Annotated in this window: 18 protein-coding genes and 1 pseudogene; 4 read left to right on the top strand and 15 right to left on the bottom strand. The window is 61.6% G+C overall.

Annotated elements, in window-relative coordinates; translation table 11 throughout:
• The first annotated feature begins 9 nt into the window (after nt 1-9).
• From ACTG1K_RS14890 to ACTG1K_RS14900, 3 genes are all read left to right on the top strand, one after another.
• Nucleotides 10-648 (top strand): NAD(P)-dependent oxidoreductase, encoded by a 639-nt coding sequence (locus ACTG1K_RS14890; RefSeq protein WP_139478079.1) that lies wholly within the window; start codon nt 10-12, stop codon nt 646-648.
• A gap of 425 nt (nt 649-1,073) precedes the next feature.
• Nucleotides 1,074-2,111, top strand: coding sequence for an isopenicillin N synthase family dioxygenase (locus ACTG1K_RS14895; protein WP_429151135.1), 1,038 nt, complete (start codon nt 1,074-1,076; stop codon nt 2,109-2,111).
• A gap of 126 nt (nt 2,112-2,237) precedes the next feature.
• Nucleotides 2,238-3,401 (top strand): trans-sulfuration enzyme family protein, encoded by a 1,164-nt coding sequence (locus ACTG1K_RS14900; RefSeq protein ID WP_101530717.1) that lies wholly within the window; start codon nt 2,238-2,240, stop codon nt 3,399-3,401.
• Between the two features lie 112 nt (nt 3,402-3,513).
• On the opposite strand, the gene ACTG1K_RS14905 is transcribed toward ACTG1K_RS14900, so the two are convergent.
• From ACTG1K_RS14905 to ACTG1K_RS14915, 3 genes are all read right to left on the bottom strand, one after another.
• Entirely contained in the window at nt 3,514-5,178 is a 1,665-nt protein-coding gene (locus ACTG1K_RS14905) for an AMP-binding protein (protein ID WP_440005891.1), read from the bottom strand.
• Between the two features lie 98 nt (nt 5,179-5,276).
• Entirely contained in the window at nt 5,277-5,555 is a 279-nt protein-coding gene (locus ACTG1K_RS14910) for a YfcL family protein (RefSeq protein WP_005333639.1), read from the bottom strand.
• 99 nt (nt 5,556-5,654) lie between these two features.
• The gene (locus ACTG1K_RS14915) at nt 5,655-6,770 is read right to left on the bottom strand and encodes an ATP-NAD kinase family protein (RefSeq protein ID WP_216955417.1); all 1,116 of its coding nucleotides are present in this window, start codon (nt 6,768-6,770) and stop codon (nt 5,655-5,657) included.
• A gap of 120 nt (nt 6,771-6,890) precedes the next feature.
• Between ACTG1K_RS14915 and ACTG1K_RS14920 the strand changes: the two genes are divergently transcribed.
• Nucleotides 6,891-7,628, top strand: a complete 738-nt coding sequence (locus ACTG1K_RS14920) for a TerC family protein (RefSeq protein ID WP_005352619.1) — start codon at nt 6,891-6,893, stop codon at nt 7,626-7,628.
• A gap of 95 nt (nt 7,629-7,723) precedes the next feature.
• On the opposite strand, the gene ACTG1K_RS14925 is transcribed toward ACTG1K_RS14920, so the two are convergent.
• The 12 genes and pseudogenes from ACTG1K_RS14925 to ACTG1K_RS14980 all read right to left on the bottom strand — a co-directional run bounded on the left by ACTG1K_RS14925 (nt 7,724) and on the right by ACTG1K_RS14980 (nt 18,995).
• On the bottom strand, nt 7,724-8,212 hold the full coding sequence (locus ACTG1K_RS14925) for an OmpA family protein (RefSeq protein WP_005333642.1): 489 nt from the start codon (nt 8,210-8,212) through the stop codon (nt 7,724-7,726).
• A 35-nt stretch (nt 8,213-8,247) separates the two neighbouring features.
• Nucleotides 8,248-9,477 carry a diguanylate cyclase domain-containing protein gene (locus tag ACTG1K_RS14930; RefSeq protein ID WP_440005894.1) on the bottom strand — a complete coding sequence of 410 codons (1,230 nt, stop codon included), beginning with the start codon at nt 9,475-9,477 and terminating at the stop codon, nt 8,248-8,250.
• Nucleotides 9,474-10,031 carry a YfiR family protein gene (locus ACTG1K_RS14935; RefSeq protein WP_101530713.1) on the bottom strand — a complete coding sequence of 186 codons (558 nt, stop codon included), beginning with the start codon at nt 10,029-10,031 and terminating at the stop codon, nt 9,474-9,476. The genes ACTG1K_RS14930 and ACTG1K_RS14935 overlap by 4 nt, the downstream gene beginning before the upstream one ends.
• Before the next feature lie 189 nt (nt 10,032-10,220).
• Entirely contained in the window at nt 10,221-11,768 is a 1,548-nt protein-coding gene (tyrR, locus tag ACTG1K_RS14940) for a transcriptional regulator TyrR (protein WP_005333656.1), read from the bottom strand.
• Nucleotides 11,769-11,916: 148 nt separating this feature from the next.
• A pseudogene (locus ACTG1K_RS14945) lies at nt 11,917-12,033 on the bottom strand (4a-hydroxytetrahydrobiopterin dehydratase); the annotation flags it as partial.
• A 33-nt stretch (nt 12,034-12,066) separates the two neighbouring features.
• On the bottom strand, nt 12,067-12,405 hold the full coding sequence (locus ACTG1K_RS14950; protein ID WP_123172900.1) for a 4a-hydroxytetrahydrobiopterin dehydratase: 339 nt from the start codon (nt 12,403-12,405) through the stop codon (nt 12,067-12,069).
• A gap of 52 nt (nt 12,406-12,457) precedes the next feature.
• Nucleotides 12,458-13,252, bottom strand: a complete 795-nt coding sequence (gene phhA / locus ACTG1K_RS14955; protein WP_429151134.1) for a phenylalanine 4-monooxygenase — start codon at nt 13,250-13,252, stop codon at nt 12,458-12,460.
• Nucleotides 13,253-13,404: 152 nt separating this feature from the next.
• Complete coding sequence (locus tag ACTG1K_RS14960; RefSeq protein ID WP_440005897.1) at nt 13,405-14,835, bottom strand: gamma-aminobutyraldehyde dehydrogenase; 1,431 nt, start codon at nt 14,833-14,835, stop codon at nt 13,405-13,407.
• A gap of 29 nt (nt 14,836-14,864) precedes the next feature.
• Nucleotides 14,865-15,692: an ABC transporter permease gene (locus tag ACTG1K_RS14965; RefSeq protein WP_019444920.1), complete on the bottom strand. Its 828-nt coding sequence runs from the start codon at nt 15,690-15,692 to the stop codon at nt 14,865-14,867.
• 35 nt (nt 15,693-15,727) lie between these two features.
• Nucleotides 15,728-16,696, bottom strand: a complete 969-nt coding sequence (locus ACTG1K_RS14970) for an ABC transporter permease (protein WP_005346227.1) — start codon at nt 16,694-16,696, stop codon at nt 15,728-15,730.
• Nucleotides 16,693-17,706, bottom strand: coding sequence for an ABC transporter ATP-binding protein (locus tag ACTG1K_RS14975; RefSeq protein WP_421346226.1), 1,014 nt, complete (start codon nt 17,704-17,706; stop codon nt 16,693-16,695). Before ACTG1K_RS14975 ends, ACTG1K_RS14970 begins: the two co-directional genes overlap by 4 nt.
• Nucleotides 17,707-17,849: 143 nt before the next feature.
• On the bottom strand, nt 17,850-18,995 hold the full coding sequence (locus ACTG1K_RS14980) for an ABC transporter substrate-binding protein (protein ID WP_019444922.1): 1,146 nt from the start codon (nt 18,993-18,995) through the stop codon (nt 17,850-17,852).
• Nucleotides 18,996-19,109 lie beyond the last annotated feature (114 nt).

The following is a 19,109-nucleotide window of genomic DNA, read 5'->3' on the forward strand; positions in this document are numbered from 1 at the left end:
GAGTTCCCCATGAAGATTGCCCTGATCGGTGCCAGTGGTTTTGTCGGTTCAGCCATCCTGAACGAGGCCATCAGCCGCGGCCATCACGTCACCGCCATCGTCCGCGATATCAGCAAGGTGGCCGCCCATCCGCAGGTCACCGCCGTGGCGGTAGATGCCCAAAACCCGCAGGCATTGGCCGAGGTGCTCAAGGGGCACGATCGGGTGATCAGCGCCTACAACCCGGGCTGGACCACACCGGATATCTACGACCAGTACCTCAAGGGCGCCAACGCGATCGTCGCAGCAGCCAAAGCGGCCAACAGCTGGCTGCTGGTAGTAGGTGGCGCCGGCAGTCTGGAGGTTGCCCCCGGCGTGCAACTGGTGGATACCCCTGAGTTCCCGGCCGAGTGGAAACAGGGGGCGCTGGCGGCCCGCGACGGTCTCACCGCCCTGCGTCGTGAAACCACCCTCGACTGGCGCTTTGTCTCTCCCCCGGTGTTCCTCGAACCGGGCGAGAAACGCGGCGGCTATCGGATTGGTGGCGATCAGGTGCTCTTTAGCGGCGAACAGCCTGCCGGGATCACCGCCGGTGATCTGGCTGACGGTGTGCTGAACGAGGTGGAAAAACCGGCTCACCAGCGCCAACGCTTTACCCTGGGTTACTGAGAGCCAGCAATCGGTTAAGGCCAGAATGCGCGGTCACTCGCCTGTCCATCCGGTCAGGTGAACACCCGCTCAACCAGAAGGGAGGCATCCGCCTCCCTTCTGTTTTGGCCATTTTCTGTTTTGGTCATTTTTGCCGCTGGTAACTTACCTCTGGTTATCACTCTCCCCCTCATCATTGCCTCTTTACCCCGCAATGGCTGCGCAAAAAACCTTCAGCCCATCAGTTTCCGAATTCCATTTCGGATTTTGTATATAACTAAGAATAATTTGTTGTTTCCGTCTTATAACACCGAACAGTAGCATCCCCTTTATCCCAGATGGCGCCACACTGTCGCGCCATCCCGTTTGCCGCTTATCAGGTCTGCCAACAGCGGAGGCAGTGCAAGAGATGGCGCCAGAGATAACGAAAGAGTGAGGAGGTGCACATGGAACATTCACCACTGCCGATCATCGATCTGGCTGCCCTCAAGGGGGCGCCCGAGGTGCGTCGCCCTATGCTGGCCAGGCTGGCCGCGACCGCCCGCGATGTGGGCTTTTTCTATCTGGTCGGCCACGGCTTGAGCAAGGTTGAGATGCTAGAGACCCTGGCGCTGGCAGAGCGCTTCTTTGCCCTGCCGGAGCAGGAGAAGCTGGCGGTGCAGATGGTCAACAGCCCCCACTTTCGCGGCTACAACCGGGTCGGTGCAGAGCTGACCCGCCAGCGGCCGGATCTGCGAGAGCAGTTCGATATCATGAATGAGGCGCAAGCCCTGCCTGCGGCGCAGATCCGTGAACCCTGGCAGCGGCTGATCGGCCCCAACCAGTGGCCGGCCGCACTGCCAGAGATGAAAGGCCATCTGCTGGCATGGCAGGAGCGGCTGAGCGATATCACCCTCACCCTGCTCGCGGCCTTCGCCGAGGTGCTGGAGCAACCGGCCAACGTGTTTGACGACAGTATTCGCGGCGCCCCCTACCAGCACATGAAGCTGATTCACTACCCGGGGCAAGAGGCGGGTGGCAGCAGTCAAGGGGTCGGCGCCCACAAGGATCCCGGCTACCTGACGCTGGTGATGCAGGACAATCATTCGGGGCTTGAGGTCGAGACGGCCAACGGCTGGATCTCCGCGCCCCCCCTGCCGGGTGCGCTGGTGGTCAATATCGGCGAGCTGCTTGAGCTGGCCTCCAACGGCTATCTCAAGGCGACCCTGCATCGGGTGGTGAGCCCGCCGCCCGGCGTATCGCGCCTCTCCTGCGCCTTCTTTATGGCGGCGCGGCTCTATGCCACCGTGCCCCTGCTCAGCCTCTCCCCCGCGCTGGCAGCGCAGGCGCAAGGGCCGGAGAGTGACCCGACCAACCCGCTCTTTAATCAGGTGGGGGAGAACGTGCTGAAAGGGCGGCTGCGCTCCCACCCGGATGTGGCGGCCCGCCACTATGGGGAACCCGCTCGCCTCCCACGCACTGAAAGCGAAGCGATACCGGTCTGAGCAGCGCAGAGATCCGCCGGCGGGTATATGCATAAGCCACAAGCAGCATGGATATACCCGCCCTGACAAAAACAACAAGCAACAAAACAAGTCATGGCCAGAGCCTGGCCATCACGGAGCAACACGATGAAATTCAAAACCATGAGCGTGCACAGCGGCCAGCGGATCGACCCCCAGACCGGTGCCCTCACCACCCCGCTCTACCAGAGCAGCACCTTCAGCTACTTCAACGCTCAAGCGGGCAAGGATCGTTTCGCAGGTCAGGCCCCCGGCTTTATCTACAGCCGCTTTGGCAACCCCACCACCGCCGAGCTGGAGCAGAAACTGGCGGCGCTGGAAGGGGCTGACGAAGCGCTGGTGGTGGCGAGCGGCATGGCGGCGGTGAGCGCCATCATGTATGCCCTGGCCGACAGCGGCGATGAGGTGGGCTATATCGGCCCGCTCTACGGCGGCACCGATGCGTTCCTCAAGCAGACCTTCAGCCGCGCCGGTATCAAGGTCACCGCTTACGAGAGCGACCGGGATCTGCTGGCCAACATCCGCCCTGCTACCAAGGTGGTACTGTTCGAAACCCTGACCAACCCCACCCTCAAGGTGGTGGATCCGCGGCTGGTGGTGGAAGCGGCCCGCAAGGTGGGCGCCATCACAGTGTGTGACAACACCTTCCTCACCCCCTACCTGCTGCGTCCGCTGGAGCTCGGGGTCGATGTAGTGATGCACAGCGGCACCAAATATCTGGGCGGCCACGGCGACATCATCGCCGGGGTGGTGGCGGGCTCTCACGCCCTGATGAAGTCGATCCGCACCGTGGCCCTCAAGCATATCGGCTCCCCCATCGGCCCGCAGGAGGCCTACCTGCTGCAGCGTGGGGTCAAGACCCTGCCACTGCGGATGGATGCCCACCTGCACAATGCGCAGAAAGTGGCCGAGTTTCTGGCGGCACATCCGGCGGTGAAGAAGGTGATCTACCCGGGGCTTGCCAACCATCCGGGCCACGATGCTCTCAGCGCCTTCGCCAGCGGCTTTGGCGGCATGGTGAGCATTGAGCTGGAAGGCGGGTTTGAGCGCTGCGCTACCCTGCTCGACAACCTGCAGCTATTCGTGCAGGCGGTGAGTCTGGGGGATCTCGAGAGTCTGGCCTGCCATCCGGCCAGTACCACCCACGCCGCCATGGACGAGGCGAGCCGCCTCGCCGCCGGGGTCAACGACGACCTCATCCGCTTCAGCATCGGGGTAGAAGATGCGGACGATCTGATCGCCGATCTGGCCGCCGCGCTGGCGCAGATCTAACCGGGAGTACGCATCTCACTTGCCCGCCAAATGGCGGCGAGTGAGATGCCCCAAACACAACAACGGCCCATCAAGGGCCGTTGTTGTTTGTTGCGCTATGGAAAGACGGAATTTACTCCTCCCACACCACCACTTGGGATGAGGGCCAGCGATCCCCGACCTGGGCGTACTTTTGCTCCAGCAGGTGACGCTTGATCTTCATGGTGGGAGTCAGCACGCCGTTCTCGATATTCCAGGGAGTCTTCACTACCAGAATGCCGCGAATTTTGGCATGAGATTCCAGCTGATCGTTGACCCGAACCCGCGCCGCTTCCAGTCTGGCGTTGACCTCCTCCCGATTGCCCTTCATGGCACTCTCGGCCAGCTGCACCAGCGCAATAGGCTGGGGCATGCCGTAACCAATCACGCAGAGCTGTTCGATAATGGGCTCCTGCCCCAGCAGTCCCTCGATGGGCACCGGCGCCACATACTTGCCCTTGGCGGTCTTGAACACATCCTTCATCCGGCCGGTGATGGTGAGGTAACCCTCCCGGTCCAGCTTGCCCATGTCGCCGGTGTGGAGCCACCCCTCGGCATCGATGGCCTCGGCGCTGTGCTCGGGATCCTTGTAGTAACCCAGCATCATCCCTTCGCAGCGGCAGAGGATCTCCCCCTCCTCGGAGATCTTGATGGTCACCCCGATCCCCGCCTTGCCGACGGTGCCGATCTTGTCGGCGCGGAACGGGTAGTTGATGGTTGAGTAGGCGTGGTTCTCGGTCATACCCCAGGCTTCCGTCACCTTGAGGCCGATGCTCAGATACCACTCAAGCAGCGCAGGAGAGACAGGCGCAGAGCCGCAGCCGAGTACCCGGGCCTGATCCAGCCCAAGCCCCTTTTGCAGCTTGCGTTTGATAAGGCCGGAGATAAGCGGGATCTTGAGCAGCAACGCCAGTTTGTTCTGGGGCAGCTTCTCGTGGATCTTGATGCGGAACATGGCCCACAGCCGCGGCACCGAGATAAAGACGGTGGGACGGCAGCGTTTGACATCTTCGATAAAGGTGTCGAGGGATTCAGGGAACGCGATGGTAGCGCCGCCATAGAGGCTGCCGCCGTAGATGTAGACCCGCTCGGTAATGTGGGCCAGCGGCAGATAGGAGAAACCCCGATCGGCCTGGCTCAGGCTCACCGTCTCCACCAGCTTCTCGCACGACCAGGCGTAACGCTCGACGCTCAGCATGGCCCCTTTCGGCTTGCCGGTACTGCCGGAGGTGTAGACCAGACTCAGCAGGGAGTCAGGGGCCTGCACCGGGCTGTCAGGGATCGGCTCATGCGCCTCCAGCAGATCGTCCCACTGGTGGCTGGCTGGCATGGTGTCATAGGGGAAGGCGATGCGCAGCAGATCGGCGGGTACGCCCGCCTCCTGACTCTTCCAGTCATCCAGCTTGCCGACGAAGATCGCTTTGGCCTCGCTATGGCGCAGCACATATTCGATGGTATCGACGTTGGCAGTCGGGTAGATGGGCACGCTCACATACTGCCCCATCTGCATCGCCAGATCGGCGATAAACCACTGGGCGCAGTTCTTGGAGAGCAGCGCCACCTTGTCACCGGCCACCAGACCGAGGTGACGCAAGGCCGTCACCATCCGCCGCGCTTCATCGGCCACTTCACCCCAGGTGAAATCGACATATTCGCGGTTGATGGTTTGACGCAGGTAGGTTCGATCAGGACACTGCCGCTCCCAGTGATAGAGCATCTCGAGCGGCAGTTTATTGGCAATGCGTGAGGAGGAGGCCATAGTTTAATCCCTGAAACAAAAGGCGAAACTTATTATTAACCTTTCACTAACTTCAGGGGAAGGATAAACTCAAACTTCAGTTTGAATTGTGTATCCGATCAAGCTTCTGCGTCTTGTTGCAAACGACTCCACATCGCCTGCACCAGTTTTTCATCCTCTTCAGAAAGCTCACCTTGCAAGATCGCCTCGTTGAGGCTGCGCAGCACATAGCTCTTGACGTCCCGCACCAGGGTCTTGCCTTCCAACTCGGCCCGGGCAACGGCCAATGAGATATGACCTCGCAGGTAACCCCCCGCAAACAGCTCATCGTCGGTCGCGGTAGCAACCATGCTGTCGATCAGTCCCAACAACTTGTGCTCAAAATCGTGAATCGTCATGTAACGCAGCCTCATTTGCGGCAAAAAATTCGGGGGTATGGAACCGCAATCCGGTTGATTGCAGCTCTCTGGCGCCAGGCCAGCAGCGTCCTTGGCGTCCTATTCCGGGTTGGCCACCGGGTAGATGACCTGATCCTTGTATCCCGTGGTTATTCGCAGATAACCACGCAACGCCCGGTTTAATTCGGGATCATCGGTGTCCACCAGCAGCGGCCTGCCCGCAAGGGCGGCAAGCTTGGCTTTGGTTGCCAGCACCTGGATATTCTCCAGCCCGACACACCGAATCACCTCAGGACTCAATTGCTGATTTCCGCGCCCGAACAGATGTCCCTGTCCGCCGATCAGGGTAATGATCAGTCGGCAGCGACGGCCGCGGATCCGGGTCAGGATCTCGGCGGCGCTGAGATCCTGCCCGATAAGTCGGCCATTTTCCACCAGATCCACACCGAGCAAAGTATTTTCCAGACCGAGCTCTGCCATACAGGCTGCCACCGTGCTGCCGGAGCCCATCAGATAGAGGGTATCGGGCTCCATCTGCTCCACCACACCGGCGGCGAGATCCGCCAAGACCAGCTCTTCGGACTCCTTGCCCCCCTGTTTTACCGCCTGTACGTAACGCAGATCGCCGGGCACCTTCAGCTGGCCGTAGTGGCGGGCCCGCACCTTGCCCGCGCGAAACGCCTCCTCGTCGATGTCGCGCACCTCGGCATCGATCAGGCTGAGCAGTTCCCCTGCGATCATCCGCGCCACCACCCGCCCGCTGGCGGCAGGCGTCACCCCGTAGACGCCGGAGTGGATCTTGCACCCCGCGGGAATGCCGAGCACATGGCAAGACTCCCCCACCGCGGCGCAGATATCCCGCGCCGTGCCATCGCCACCGGCAAACAGCAGCAGATCGACCCCGGCTTCGCGCATCAACTCAGCGGCGTGGCGGGTATCATCGGCCGAGGTGCTCTCCCCGACCGGTTGATAGATGACCCGACAGGGCAATCCCAGCTCTCGGGCCACCGCCTCCCCCATCTCTCCCGCCACCGTCAGCAGTTCGAACGGGACGCTCAGCTCGCACAGTGGCAACAAGGCTTGCCGCGCCCGCTCCTGCGCCTTGGGCACGGCACCACGAGCAAGCGCCTCATCCACCACGCCGTCACTGCCCTTGAGCCCCACTGCGCCACCAATCCCGGCGACCGGATTAATAATGAACCCTAATCGAAACATGCCACCCTCCCTTGCGATGGCCACCATTTTTATCTTTTCCCCCCTCTGGGACAAGCAGTGGCGCCCCTGCTAGAATGCGCTGCTTCAATTTTCCAACCAATTTTCAACCAAGGTTCAATCATGCTGGAATGGGTTCTTGATCCCTCTGCCTGGGTCGCACTCGCCACCCTTACCCTGCTCGAGATCGTGCTGGGCATCGACAACATCATCTTTATCTCCATCCTGGTAGGTCGCCTGCCGGAGGCGCAGCGTCAAAAAGCGCGTATTCTGGGTCTGGGGCTCGCCATGGGTACCCGGATCCTGCTGCTGCTCTCACTGGCCTGGGTGATGCGCCTCACCGATCCGCTCTTCACCGTGCTGGGTGAAGCCATCTCCGGCCGTGATCTGATCCTGCTGCTGGGGGGCCTGTTCCTCATCGGCAAGAGTGCTCACGAGATCCACGTCACCCTGGAAGGGGCGGCCGAGCCGGAGAGCGTCAGCAAAGCGGCCTCGGGCTTTATCAGCACCCTGATCCAGATCGCCATCCTCGATATCGTGTTCAGCCTCGACTCGGTGATCACCGCGGTCGGCATGGCCGATCACGTGCCGGTGATGGTGCTGGCCATCATGATCGCCGTCTTCATCATGATGTTTGCCGCCAAATCCATCGGTGATTTCGTCGATGCCCACCCCACCATCAAGATGCTGGCCCTCTCCTTCCTCACCCTGGTGGGCTTCGCCCTGATGGCCGAGGGGATGGACCTGCATATTCCGAAGGGCTACATCTACTTCGCAATGGCCTTCTCGCTGGTGGTGGAGATGATCAACATCCGCCTGCGCAGCCATCACGACAATAACGGGCAAAATAGCGCGCAGTAACCCTGCCCCACATGCCCTCGCGACCCCAGTTGTCGCGATCAAAAAGAGCGCCGATCGGGCGCTCTTTTTTATGGGTAATGAAATGATGAGAAGGGTTATTGATCGCTGATGACGATGGCAACCCGGCGGTTGGCGGCCCGGCCCTCTCTGGTCTTGTTATCCGCCAGCGGCATGGTCTCGCCACGGCCATGGATCTCCAGATTGGCTGGCTTCATGCCGACCGAGACCAGCACATCGGCCACCGACTGGGCCCGCTTCAGGGAGAGTTGCTGGTTGTAGCTGCTCTCGCCGGTATTATCGGTGTGCCCATCCACCCGCGCCTTGTCCAACCCTACGCCAAGCAGTGTTTTACCCAGTTTTTCAACGGATTGACGAGTCTGGGGATTGAGCGCCCCCACGTTGTTGGCAAACAGCACCCGGTTGGCCAGATCCAGCGTCCACCCCTCATCGGTCAGATAAAAGCCCTGCTCCTTGAGCACGGCGATTTGCTCCGGGGTCAACCCTTTGGGCGCGCTCTGGCAACCGGCCAGCAGCGACAACATCAACCCCAGCAGGGTCACTTTCAACAGGTGGGTGATCTTCATGGTTTGCTCCTTGTTTATGTTGTTATTCTTGCCAGTCAGGCGATGGTTTGCTGTTCGCTGCGGCGCGCCCGTTTCGCCAGATACATGGCTGCATCGGCCTGATCACACAGCACGCTGGCTCTCATACCCGCCTGATAGACGGCGAAGCCGACACTCACCTCGGCCACCAGCTGACGACCGTCACGCAGCGCCACCGGTTCGCTCATCGCCTGCTGGATGCGGCCAATCACCTCTTCCACCTCATGCTGTCGCTGGAGTGGACCAACCAGCACCGCAAACTCGTCACCACCGAGGCGAAACACCAGATCATCCGGACGCAGCTGATGCTGCACCCGTCTTGAGAGCGCGATCAGCACATCGTCACCGGCGTTGTGCCCCAGCGTGTCATTAATTTGCTTGAAACGATCGCAGTCGAGATAGAGCAGCGCAAACCCCTCTTGCTCGCCGAGGGAGATGGCCTGCGCGAGCCGCGCTTCAAACAGGGCGCGATTGGGCAGTCCGGTAAGGGCATCGTGAGTCGCCTGATGGAGCAGGCTGGCATTTTCGCGGGCCTGCTGGGCCTGCCAGGCTTGCAGCTCGTCCAGCAGGGAGTTGAAGTCATCCCCCAGCTCGTTAATCTCGACGATATCGGCCGGTGGCGCCCGCATCCCCAGGGTGCGTTGTCGACGTACCGAGTGGGCGACAAGTGCCAGTTTGCGCAGCGGTGCGGTGATGGAGACCTGCATCCGGTCGGCCACATAGAGTGCCACCATGGCGCTCAGCATCAGGCAAACTACCATCACCAGCAGCGCCGAGAGCAAGAACAGCAACAGATACGCGCCATGACCGCGCAGCTCTATGGTGGCAATCAGCTCACCACCCCGCAGCATGGGGAGTTTGACAGGCCCTGGCATCAGCAGTTGGGCCAGATAGTCTTCGAGCGTCACCAGCGGGTTGCTTCTGGGGCGCTCCCAACTGGCGAGCAGCTGGCCATTGGTCAGCACGATAGTGGCTTCGGCCACCTCTTCCTTGGCAACGATGCCACTGAGCGCCTCGCTCGCCGCCTCCTCATCGTGGAACACCACCGCCGCCTCGGCGCTGTAGCTGATGGCGCGGGCTACCAGCTCCAGATTGTGGTCGGCGTAAAAACGCACTACCAGCAGGGCCACCAGAGTAAAAAAGAGTCCTGCCACGCTGACGGCTGTGATGGCGGCCACCAGATGGGTTCGCCCCAGGCTCTGACGCAGGGTCAGACGGCGGGGAGCCGCGCTCACCTGTCGTCTCATGGAACCCCCTTGTCGGCATGGGCCAGCTTGAGCACGGCGGGATGCACCCGCACGCCGCTCAGGGCCAGGGCATCGAGGTTCACTTTAAACCGCACCCGCACGCTGTCCGGCGAGGTCTGCAGGCAGAACACCGAGCTGGTGGAGCAGTCGTAGTTGTATTCGCTGATGCTGAGCACTGGGTGTCCCTGCAGGCGGGCAAACAGCGCAATCCGGGTCGGCTCGTCGAGCACTCCCAGATAGAGCACATCGCAGTGATCGCTGATGGCCGGATCGCTCGCCTCGTAACGATGGACCTGCACGGTACGGCCATTGCCCTGACGATCGATGGTAAAGAGGGCGCCGGCATATTCAGTCGGCGCCGCCACGCACATACGCAGCACCGCAGGCTCGGTGGGCCAGCGGGTGTAACTCATGATATCGAGCACCAGCTCCCTGACCGCCGTCGCCCGGCTCTCTGCGGCCGTTTCCGCCAGCGCGCGGGGCAACAGCAGGCCAAACGCAACCAACAGGAGCGCCAGACGGGCAGTTAAACGGGGGGAAAAGAGTAACAGCATGATCGGGAGGTAGTCGCCTTGACAATACCGCTGTTATGGCATTGCGGTTCGGGTAGATGAACCCAGATAGTAAGTTGGCTGACACTGGCCTGACAAGTCTGACCCCGCCATCATCTACCGAGCTCGTGTAAAGAAAACGGAGAGCCCGTCTGGTAACGGGCTCTCTGGTGGCAGGCAACAAGACGGAAATCACTTCTTGCTGATGCCGTATTCTCGCAGCTTGTTGGCGATGGCGGTATGCGACACGCCCAGGCGTTTGGCCAGCTGGCGCGTCGACGGGAAGGCGGGATAGAGCCGGGCCAGCAGCTGGCTCTCGAAGCGCTTCACCGCATCGTCGAGATTCCCCTCAAACCACTCGTCGATCAGCGGCATGGTATCGGCCGCCACCGGCAGATCGATCTGCTCGGGCCCCAGCTCATCCCCTTCCAGCAGGGTCATGGCGCGGTAGAGACAGTTGCGCAGCTGGCGCACGTTGCCCGGCCAGCGATAGGCGGTCAGGTAGTCGGCCATGTTGCGGGTAAAGCGCGGACGGGGTCGCTGCAACTCGCTGGCAAAGCGGGAGACAAACTGCTGGGCCAGCACCATGATGTCTGCCTTGCGCTCGCGTAGGGGCGGCAGCGCCAGACTGAGCACGTTGAGGCGATAGTAGAGATCCTCGCGGAAGGTTCCTTCGTGCACCAGATCCAGCAACTGCTTCTGGGTGGTGCAGATGAAACGCACGTTGACCTTCACCTCCTGCTCGTCACCGACTCGGCGGAATACCCCATCCTGAAGCACCCGTAAAAACTTGGTCTGCAGATGGGGAGACATGTCGCCGATCTCGTCCAGCATTAGGGTGCCGCCGCTCGCCAGCTCCAGCACTCCGCGCTTGCCCTCGGTGTTGTTGCCAAAGGCGCCGGGGGCATAACCAAACAGCTCGCTCTCGGCCACGTTATCGGGCATGGCAGCGCAGTTGAGGGCCATAAAGGGGTGGCTGGAGCGCAGGCTGGCCCCGTGACAGGCACGGGCCAGCAGCTCCTTGCCGGTACCGGTCTCACCGACAATCAGCAGCGGCGCGTCCTGCATCGCCAGTTTGCGCGCTTGCGACAGCACCTCTTTCATCTTGGGGCTCTCGGCCTGCAGATGCTCGAAGCCTCCCACTTCCACCGCATGAAGCGCGCTGAAGTGCAGGCCGACCCGACGGGCAGATTTAAGCACCACCACGGCCCCGGCCAGCGCCTGCTTGCCGCGGGCTTCTGCCACGAACAGCGGCATCAGATCCGCCAAATACTCTTCGCCATTGAAACTGAGCTTGCAGGTCTGCGGCTTGATCTCGCTCGCCTCAAGCCAGCGGGTGAAGGAGAAACCCTTCACCAGCGAACCGAGCGCCACGCCGCGCACCTCCTCCACCGGCAAGCCGAGGGTGGTGAGTGCCGACTGGTTGGCCTGGGTCACCTTGCCCTTGCTGTCGAGAGAGAAGACCAGATCCGGCAGCGCCTTGAGCAGCGCCTCGATTTCGTGGTGCTCTCGCTCGGAAGGCATGTAGGGGATGGTCTTGACGTCGTAGACGCCGGGAATGCGGCGGATCTCCGGCATCAGGTGCTGAAAATCACTGAACTCCAGCTCGGGAAAGTTGAGATAGATGATGCCTGAGGTATCGATTTCGATGCCGCGCAGATCGATATTGTGCTCCACCAAGCGGTCGAGCAGTTCCCGGGTCAGGCCCAGGCGGTCTTCACAGCTGACTTCAAGACGCATTCGGGACACACTTCCTAGCTAACTCTATGAATGAGCGGATAATACAGTCTCGATCCCCCCAGTGCGAGCGCCAGCCCATAAAAATGCGGGCCTGCCCCGCTTTCGCAGGCAGGCCCGGGTCAACCGATGACGCTGGTGTGGGGTGCGATTACCGGAGCAACTGATCGGTGCGCGCCGCCATGATGAAGTCGTTGCGATGCAAACCGCCGATCTTATGCATCCACCAGCTGACGGTCACCTTCCCCCATTCGGTCAGAAATGCAGGAAGGGGGATACTCCGCCTCAACCTGTTCTCAGATTATCTGGGCAATTGGTCTGTACGCGCAGCCATGATGAAGTCGTTGCGGTGTAATCCGCCGATCTTGTGGGTCCACCAGCTGACGGTCACCTTCCCCCACTCGGTCAGGATGGCCGGATGATGGAACTCCGCTTCCGCCAGCTCCCCCAGGCGGTTGGTAAACGCCAGCGCATCCTTGAAGTTGCGAAACGTAAATTCCCGCCGCAGTTGCAGCGCCCCCTCCACCACCAGCGGCTGCCAGTCGGGAATAAGCTGCATCAGCTCGCGCAGCTCCTCATCGCTCACCTTGGGGGCATCGGCGCGGCACGCTTCACACTGCTGGCTGGCCAGTTCGGACATGGGTTACTCCTGCTTGAATTAATGAAAATGAAATAGGGTTGTTTGCTTTTGGTCAGCTCGCCTGTTTGCCAACGGGAACCTCAAAGCGCGGCGGATAGAGGCCAAGCCGACTGGCCTCGGCCAGAGCAGCCATGATCTCCTCCCCGGTCAGCTGGTAGAGATGATCGAGACTCGGTAGCACAAAATAGGTGGGCTGCATGATGTCGATGCGATACGGGGTGCGCAGCACAGTCAGTAGATCGAAGGGTTGCAGCAGCGGTTTGCCACAGAGGGCATAAGCGGTCTCGCCGATGGAGGAGAGAATTCCGCCACCGTAGATACGCAGCCCGTCCGGCGTTGCCAAGAGGCCAAACTCCACAGTGAACCAGTAGAGCCGCGCCAGAAAAACCCGCTGCTCCTTGCTCGCCTGCTGCCCCAACTGACCGTATAGGTGGGTGAAGTGGGCAAAGGCCGGATTGGTCAGCATGGCGCAGTGGCCGAAGATCTCGTGAAAGATATCGGGCTCTTGCAGGTAGTCGAGCTCGTCGCGGCGCCGGATAAAGGTCGCTACCGGAAACTGGCGATTGGCCAGCAGGGCGAAGAAGCGATCGAACGAGATAAGTGCAGGTACTGCCGCCACCAACCAGCCGGTCGCAGGCTGCAAGACGGCGTTGATCTCGGCCAGCTGGGGGATGCGATCACAGGGCAGCCCCAGCCTGTCGAGACCGGCCAGATACTCGTTACACCCCTTGCCAGCAAGAGCGGCGAACTGACGTTCGATCAAGATCTGCCAGGTGCCGTGCTCTTCGTTGCTGTAGTGGATCACCCCGTCAGCATCCGGCTGGTGTGCGGTGTAGAAGGTTGCCATAGCGGTTCCATCCTCTGGCGCCACATCAGGCGCCTTGCCATTTCATCACGGCTTCACTGTAACGAAATGGCAACAAAAAAAGCAGCCAACCCATGAGTCGGCTGCCGGAAACAGTTGTAAATAAATTGTGACAACCAGCTCACCAATCCCCACTACAGCTTGACCATGATATGGCGCGGCACCGTGTAATCCTCCAGCGCATAGAGGGAGAGATCCTTGCCGTAGCCCGACATCTTCATGCCGCCGTGGGGCATCTCGGAGGTGAGCATAAAGTGGGTGTTGATCCAGGTGCAGCCATATTGCAGGTGGCTGGCCACCTTGCTGGCGAGGCTCAGATCCTTGGTCCAGACCGACGAGGCGAGGCCATAGTCCGAGTCGTTGGCCCACTGCACCACCTGCTCGGCATCGTTGAAACGGGTCACCGACACCACAGGGCCAAACACCTCGCGGCGCACGATCTCATCCTCCTGACGGGCCCCGACAATCAGGGTCGGCTCGAAGAAGAAGCCGTTGCCTGGGCGGATCTTGCCCCCCGCCGTCACCTCCACATGACCGCTGCTCTGGGCCCGCTCGACAAAGCTGGCAACCCGGTTGCGCTGTCTGTCCGAAATAAGCGGCCCCATCTCCACCCCCTCCTCGTACTGGCTTCCCACCTTGATGGAGGCTACCGCATCGGTCATGGCGGCGACGAACTTGTCGTAGATCTTGCCCTGGGCATAGATACGGCAGGCGGCGGTGCAATCCTGGCCTGCGTTGTAGAAACCGAAGGTGCGAATGCCCGCCACCACCGCCTCCAGATCCGCATCGTCGAAAATGATGACCGGCGCCTTGCCTCCCAGCTCAAGGTGGGTGCGCTTCATGGTGCGGGCGGCGCTCTGCAGGATCTTCTGGCCGGTGGCGATATCGCCGGTGAGCGACACCATCCGCACCAGCGGGTGCTCCACCAGCGGCGCCCCCACGCTTTCCCCCCGCCCGCAGATGACGTTGATGACGCCGCGGGGGAAGATCTCGCTGGCCAGTTCGGCAAGCCGCAAAGCGGTGAGCGGGGTCTGCTCGGAGGGTTTGAGCACCACCGTATTGCCCGCCGCCAGCACCGGCGCCATCTTCCAGGCCGCCATCATCAGCGGGTAGTTCCAGGGGGCGATACTGCCCACAACACCTATGGGGTCGCGGCGGATCATGCTGGTGTGCCCCTCGAGATACTCCCCCGCCAGCGGCCCTTGCAGGCAGCGGGCCGCCCCGGCAAAGAAGCGGAAGCAGTCCACCACCGCGGGCAGCTCGTCGTTGAACACTGCCAGATAGGGTTTGCCGCAGTTGAGGGATTCGAGCGCCGCGAACTCCTCGGCGTGGCGCTCGACGAGATCCGCCAGACGCAGCAGCAGGTTGCTGCGGCTTGCCGGGGTGGTGCGGCTCCACTGGGCGAAGGCGCGCTGGGCACCGTTCACCGCCCGGTTCACCTGTTCGAACGAGGCTTCGGGCACGGCGGCGATCTGTTCGCCGTTGGCCGGGTTGAGAATGGGTTCGGCCTGCCCCTCGCCGGTCACAAACTGGCCATCAATCAAGAGTTGGGTAGAGAGTTTCATGGTTGCATCCTTGCGCACGCGTTGAGTCATCATTTACCACTGCCAGCGACATCGTGGGTGTCGCGAGTAAGGTAGTAGGCAAGCAAAATAGGGATAGTGGTGAAGGCCACTATGATGAGGGCCACCACGTTGGTGACCGGCCTGTCACGGGGACGGATCAGCTCCTGATACATCCAGATGGGCAGGGTGGTCTGCTGGCCCGCCGTAAAGGTAGTGACGATCACTTCGTCAAAACTCAGGGCAAAGGCCAGCATGCCCCCCGCCAGCAGCGCCGTGGCCAGATTGGGCAGGATCACGTAGCGCAGGGTCTGGAAGCCGTCGGCCCCGAGATCCATCGACGCCTCGATGAGGCTCTGGTTGGTGCGGCGAAAACGGGCCAGCGCATTGTTGTAGACCACCACCACACAAAAGGTGGCGTGGCCGATAACGATGGTCCAGAAGCTGAACGGGATCTCCATCAGGCCGTAGGCCGAGCGCAGCGCGATACCGGTGACAATACCGGGTAGCGCGATGGGCAGCACCAGCAAGAGCGACACCACCTCCTGACCGAAGAAGCGGCTGCGGGCAATGGCCCCTGCCGCCAAGGTGCCGAGGATCATGGCTGCCAACGTCGCCAGCCCCGCGACCTCCAGCGACAGCTGGATGGCACGCCACACATCGGGGCGATTGAGGGTCACCTCGAACCATTTGAGGGTGAGCCCGGGGGGCGGAAACTGGTAACTCTTGCTCTCGCTGGTGAAGGCGTAGAGGAAGATAAACAGAATGGGAAAGTGCAGGAATAGAAGCCCGCCGATGGCTGCGTACTTGAGCAGGCCCGAAGGGCGCTCTCCCTGACGGCTCATTGAGCTAGCTGACATGACGGCCTCCTTGCTGCCGGTTCAAATCGATAGGGTCAAAGCGCATCAAAGGCTCCTAACCGTTTCGCAATCGCCAGATAGATGGCGATGATAAGGATCGGCACCAGCGAGAAGGCGGCGGCAAAGGGCAGATTGCCCGCCGTTCCCTGCTGCATGTAGACCACCTGACCGATATACATGGTCGAGTTGCCGATGATGCCGGGGATGATGTAATCACCGAGGGTCAGCGAGAAGGTGAAAATGGAGCCCGCCACCACACCGGGCAACGCCAGCGGCAGGATCAGGTTGCGAAAGGTCTGGGCGGGTGTCGCCCCCAGATCGCTGCTCGCCTCCAGCAAGGATCGCGGTATACGCTCCACCGCTGCCTGAATGGGCAGGATCATGAAGGGCAGCCAGACATAGACGAACACGATAAAGGTGCCGAGCCGCGAAAAAGAGAGCGACGGGCCACCTATCACCGGCAAGGAGAGGATGGCATCGAGCAGCCACTCCAGCCCCATGCTGTCTGCCAGCCAGCTTACTACCCCCTCCTTGGCCAAGATCAGCTTCCAGGCGTAGACCCGCACCAGATAGCTGGACCAGAGCGGCAGCATGATCCCCACATAGAACAGCGCCCGGGTCTTGCCACTGGTGTAGCGTGCCATGTAGTAGGCAACCGGAAAACCGAGCAGGGCGCAGGCCAGGGTCACCAGCAGCGACATGCCGACGGTGCGGCCGATCACATCCAGATTCTCCGGCCGTAGCAGGGCAACGAAGTTTTGCAGCCCCAGCTCGTGGCGCACCTGACCGCTGAACTCGTCCAGCCCGAACAAGGAGTTGGAGAGCAACATCAGCAAGGAGCCGACATAGATGATGCCGAGCCACAGCAGCGGCGGCCCCAGCAGGATCGCCAGCAGCAGGCCGGGCCGCCCATAGAGCAGGGTCGAGAGGCGCCGCAGCGGCCTGAAACGGGCAGGTTCGGGCTGATGGTTCATGGCAAGACTCGCACTGTGAGGGGCACTCATGGCTGCGCCCCTTGATGAGCGCCGCTCAGGCGATGGATGGCCTGCTCCGGCCAGCTGAGGCTGACCCTGCTGCCACGGGCCAGACGGGCCTGCCCCTCATTGGGGTGGTTGACGATGATCTCGAGCTGCTCCCCGAGATCAACCCGATAACGGACGAAGGGACCCAGATACTCCACCTCGCGGATCTCCCCCGACCAGCCCGGCGTGCCCGCCTCAGCGAGCCGGATCCGCTCCGGGCGCACCATCATCTGGCTGCCGTCGCCGCACAGCCGTCTGGCCTGCTCCCCTTCGAACAGATTGACGGTACCGACGAAGCGGGCCACAAACGGCGTCGCCGGAGCATCGTAGATGGTATCTGGCGCAGCGATCTGCTCGATCTTGCCCTGACTGAAGATGCAGATCCGGTCGCTCATGGAGAGCGCCTCCTGCTGATCGTGGGTGACGAAGATAAAGGTGATGCCCAGCTGGCGTTGCAGCGCCTTGAGCTCAAGCTGCATCTGCTCGCGCAGTTTGAGATCGAGGGCCCCCAGCGGCTCATCCAGCAGCAGGATGCGTGGCTGGTTGATAAGCGCCCGGGCGATGGCGATGCGCTGGCGCTGGCCGCCGGAGAGCTGGCTTGGGCGGCGCTTGCCGACCCCGGGTAGTCGCACCAGCTCCAGCATCTCGTCCACCTTGCGGTAACGCTCCGCCTTGGCGACCCCCTTGAGCATCAGGCCATAGCCGATGTTGTCGCGCACATCCATGTTGGGAAACAGGGCATAGTCCTGAAACACGGTGTTCAGGTTGCGATCGTAGGGGGGCACGCTGGAGCAGGGCTCGCCGAACAGGCGGATCTCCCCGTCGCTCGGGTACTCGAAGCCCGCGATCATCCGCAGGCAGGTGGTCTTGCCGGAACCGCTCGGCCCCAGCAGGGTAAAGAATTCCCCTGAGGGGATCTGGAAAGAGATGTCATCGACCGCCTTCACCTCGCCATAGTGGCGACTGACCCGGTCAAATTGTACGGCGTTCATGGGGCGTCCTTGTCTGTACTGGGATGGGCCGGACTCCTGTCCGGCCCACTTGATTATCCGCTTTCGGCAGTCGTGCAGAGGAGGCGCAGCTCCCCTGCCGTTGGCAAGGTGGCAGCGGTTCCGACCACCTTGCTCACCCCGCCTTAGCGGCCGCCCAGAATGGCGATATAGTCGGAAACCCAGCGGTAATAGGGCACGCAAGTTCCCTGGCTCTTGCACTGGGAGACCGGAGTGCGCCAGAAGCGAACCCGATCGAAGTTGTCGATACCGTTGGTTTTGCACCCGGTCGGGCCCAGCAGGGCATTGCCCTCACAGGCGGCAGGCACCACAGGCACCGAGCCAAACCAGGCGGCGAGATCCCCCTGCAGCTTGTTGCTCAGGGAGTGTTCCAGCCACTTGTAAGCGCAGGTGAGGTTCTTGGCATCGCTGTGCACCATGCTGGTATCGGCCCAACCGGTCACTCCCTCTTTCGGCACAGTGGTGGCGATGGGCTGCTTGTCGGCGATCAGGGCATTGGCCTGGAACGGCCAGGAGCCTGACGCAACCACCCCTTCGTTCTTGAAGTCATCGATCTGGACGAAGGCATCATGCCAGTAGCGTCCCACCAGCTGGCGCTGCTTGCGCAGCAGATCGAGGGAGGCCTTGTACTGATCCTCGTTCAGCTCGTAAGGATCCTTGATGCCCAGGGCGGGCTGATGGGTCATCAGATAGAGGGCGGCATCGGCGATGTGGATCGGGCCGTCAAAGGCCTGCACCCGCCCCTTGTTGGACTTGCCATCCGCCAGGGTCTGCTCCTCGAACACCACGTTCCAGGAGTCCGGTGCCTTGGGGAACACCTTGGTGTTGTACATCAGGATATTGCCGCCCCACTGGTAGGGCACGCCGTAGTGCTTGCCATCCACAGTGTGCCAGGGGGCATTTTGCAGCCGGGGATCAATCTTGCTGTAGCTCGGGATGAGCGCCAGATTGAGCGCCTGCACCTTGCCACCGGCAATCAGACGCAGACTGGCATCGCCGGAGGCGGTCACCAGATCGAAGCCCCCCTCGTTCATCAACGCCACCATCTCGTCCGAGGTGGCCGCCGTCTTGACGCTCACCTTGCAACCGGTCTCTTTCTCGAATCCGGTCACCCAGTCGTAGTTCTTGTCGGTCTCGCCACGCTCAACGTAGCCAGCCCAGGCCACGATATTGAGCTGGCCTTCACCCTTGCCGAGCTCGGTCGGGGCAGCCTGGGTCTGGCCTGCCAGTAGCGCCGGCACAAGAGCCAGCATCAGAGGGGTCAATTTCATCATGCACTCCTTGCATTGTGTTGACTTGCATCAGGTGAAGGAACGCCACCATGGGCGTTAACATCCTGTTAACCAGCAATGAGCTTAGGGGAGTGGCAATACGATGAATATTTC

The organism is Aeromonas sp. 102P (genome assembly GCF_051920345.1).
Classification (GTDB): Bacteria; Pseudomonadota; Gammaproteobacteria; order Enterobacterales; family Aeromonadaceae; genus Aeromonas; species Aeromonas veronii.

Excerpts from the sequence above, each read along its gene's own strand:
- ACTG1K_RS14965 (WP_019444920.1), bottom strand. The coding sequence starts at position 15,692 with ATGTCAGCTAGCTCAATGAGCCGTCAGGGAGAGCGCCCTTCGGGCCTG.
- phhA (WP_429151134.1), bottom strand. The coding sequence starts at position 13,252 with ATGGCAACCTTCTACACCGCACACCAGCCGGATGCTGACGGGGTGATC.
- ACTG1K_RS14960 (WP_440005897.1), bottom strand. The coding sequence starts at position 14,835 with ATGAAACTCTCTACCCAACTCTTGATTGATGGCCAGTTTGTGACCGGC.
- ACTG1K_RS14920 (WP_005352619.1), top strand. The coding sequence starts at position 6,891 with ATGCTGGAATGGGTTCTTGATCCCTCTGCCTGGGTCGCACTCGCCACC.
- ACTG1K_RS14925 (WP_005333642.1), bottom strand. The coding sequence starts at position 8,212 with ATGAAGATCACCCACCTGTTGAAAGTGACCCTGCTGGGGTTGATGTTG.
- ACTG1K_RS14900 (WP_101530717.1), top strand. The coding sequence starts at position 2,238 with ATGAAATTCAAAACCATGAGCGTGCACAGCGGCCAGCGGATCGACCCC.
- ACTG1K_RS14915 (WP_216955417.1), bottom strand. The coding sequence starts at position 6,770 with ATGTTTCGATTAGGGTTCATTATTAATCCGGTCGCCGGGATTGGTGGC.
- ACTG1K_RS14935 (WP_101530713.1), bottom strand. The coding sequence starts at position 10,031 with ATGCTGTTACTCTTTTCCCCCCGTTTAACTGCCCGTCTGGCGCTCCTG.
- tyrR (WP_005333656.1), bottom strand. The coding sequence starts at position 11,768 with ATGCGTCTTGAAGTCAGCTGTGAAGACCGCCTGGGCCTGACCCGGGAA.
- ACTG1K_RS14905 (WP_440005891.1), bottom strand. The coding sequence starts at position 5,178 with ATGGCCTCCTCCTCACGCATTGCCAATAAACTGCCGCTCGAGATGCTC.
- ACTG1K_RS14970 (WP_005346227.1), bottom strand. The coding sequence starts at position 16,696 with ATGAGTGCCCCTCACAGTGCGAGTCTTGCCATGAACCATCAGCCCGAA.
- ACTG1K_RS14895 (WP_429151135.1), top strand. The coding sequence starts at position 1,074 with ATGGAACATTCACCACTGCCGATCATCGATCTGGCTGCCCTCAAGGGG.
- ACTG1K_RS14930 (WP_440005894.1), bottom strand. The coding sequence starts at position 9,477 with ATGAGACGACAGGTGAGCGCGGCTCCCCGCCGTCTGACCCTGCGTCAG.
- ACTG1K_RS14890 (WP_139478079.1), top strand. The coding sequence starts at position 10 with ATGAAGATTGCCCTGATCGGTGCCAGTGGTTTTGTCGGTTCAGCCATC.
- ACTG1K_RS14975 (WP_421346226.1), bottom strand. The coding sequence starts at position 17,706 with ATGAACGCCGTACAATTTGACCGGGTCAGTCGCCACTATGGCGAGGTG.
- ACTG1K_RS14950 (WP_123172900.1), bottom strand. The coding sequence starts at position 12,405 with ATGTCCGAACTGGCCAGCCAGCAGTGTGAAGCGTGCCGCGCCGATGCC.
- ACTG1K_RS14980 (WP_019444922.1), bottom strand. The coding sequence starts at position 18,995 with ATGAAATTGACCCCTCTGATGCTGGCTCTTGTGCCGGCGCTACTGGCA.
- ACTG1K_RS14910 (WP_005333639.1), bottom strand. The coding sequence starts at position 5,555 with ATGACGATTCACGATTTTGAGCACAAGTTGTTGGGACTGATCGACAGC.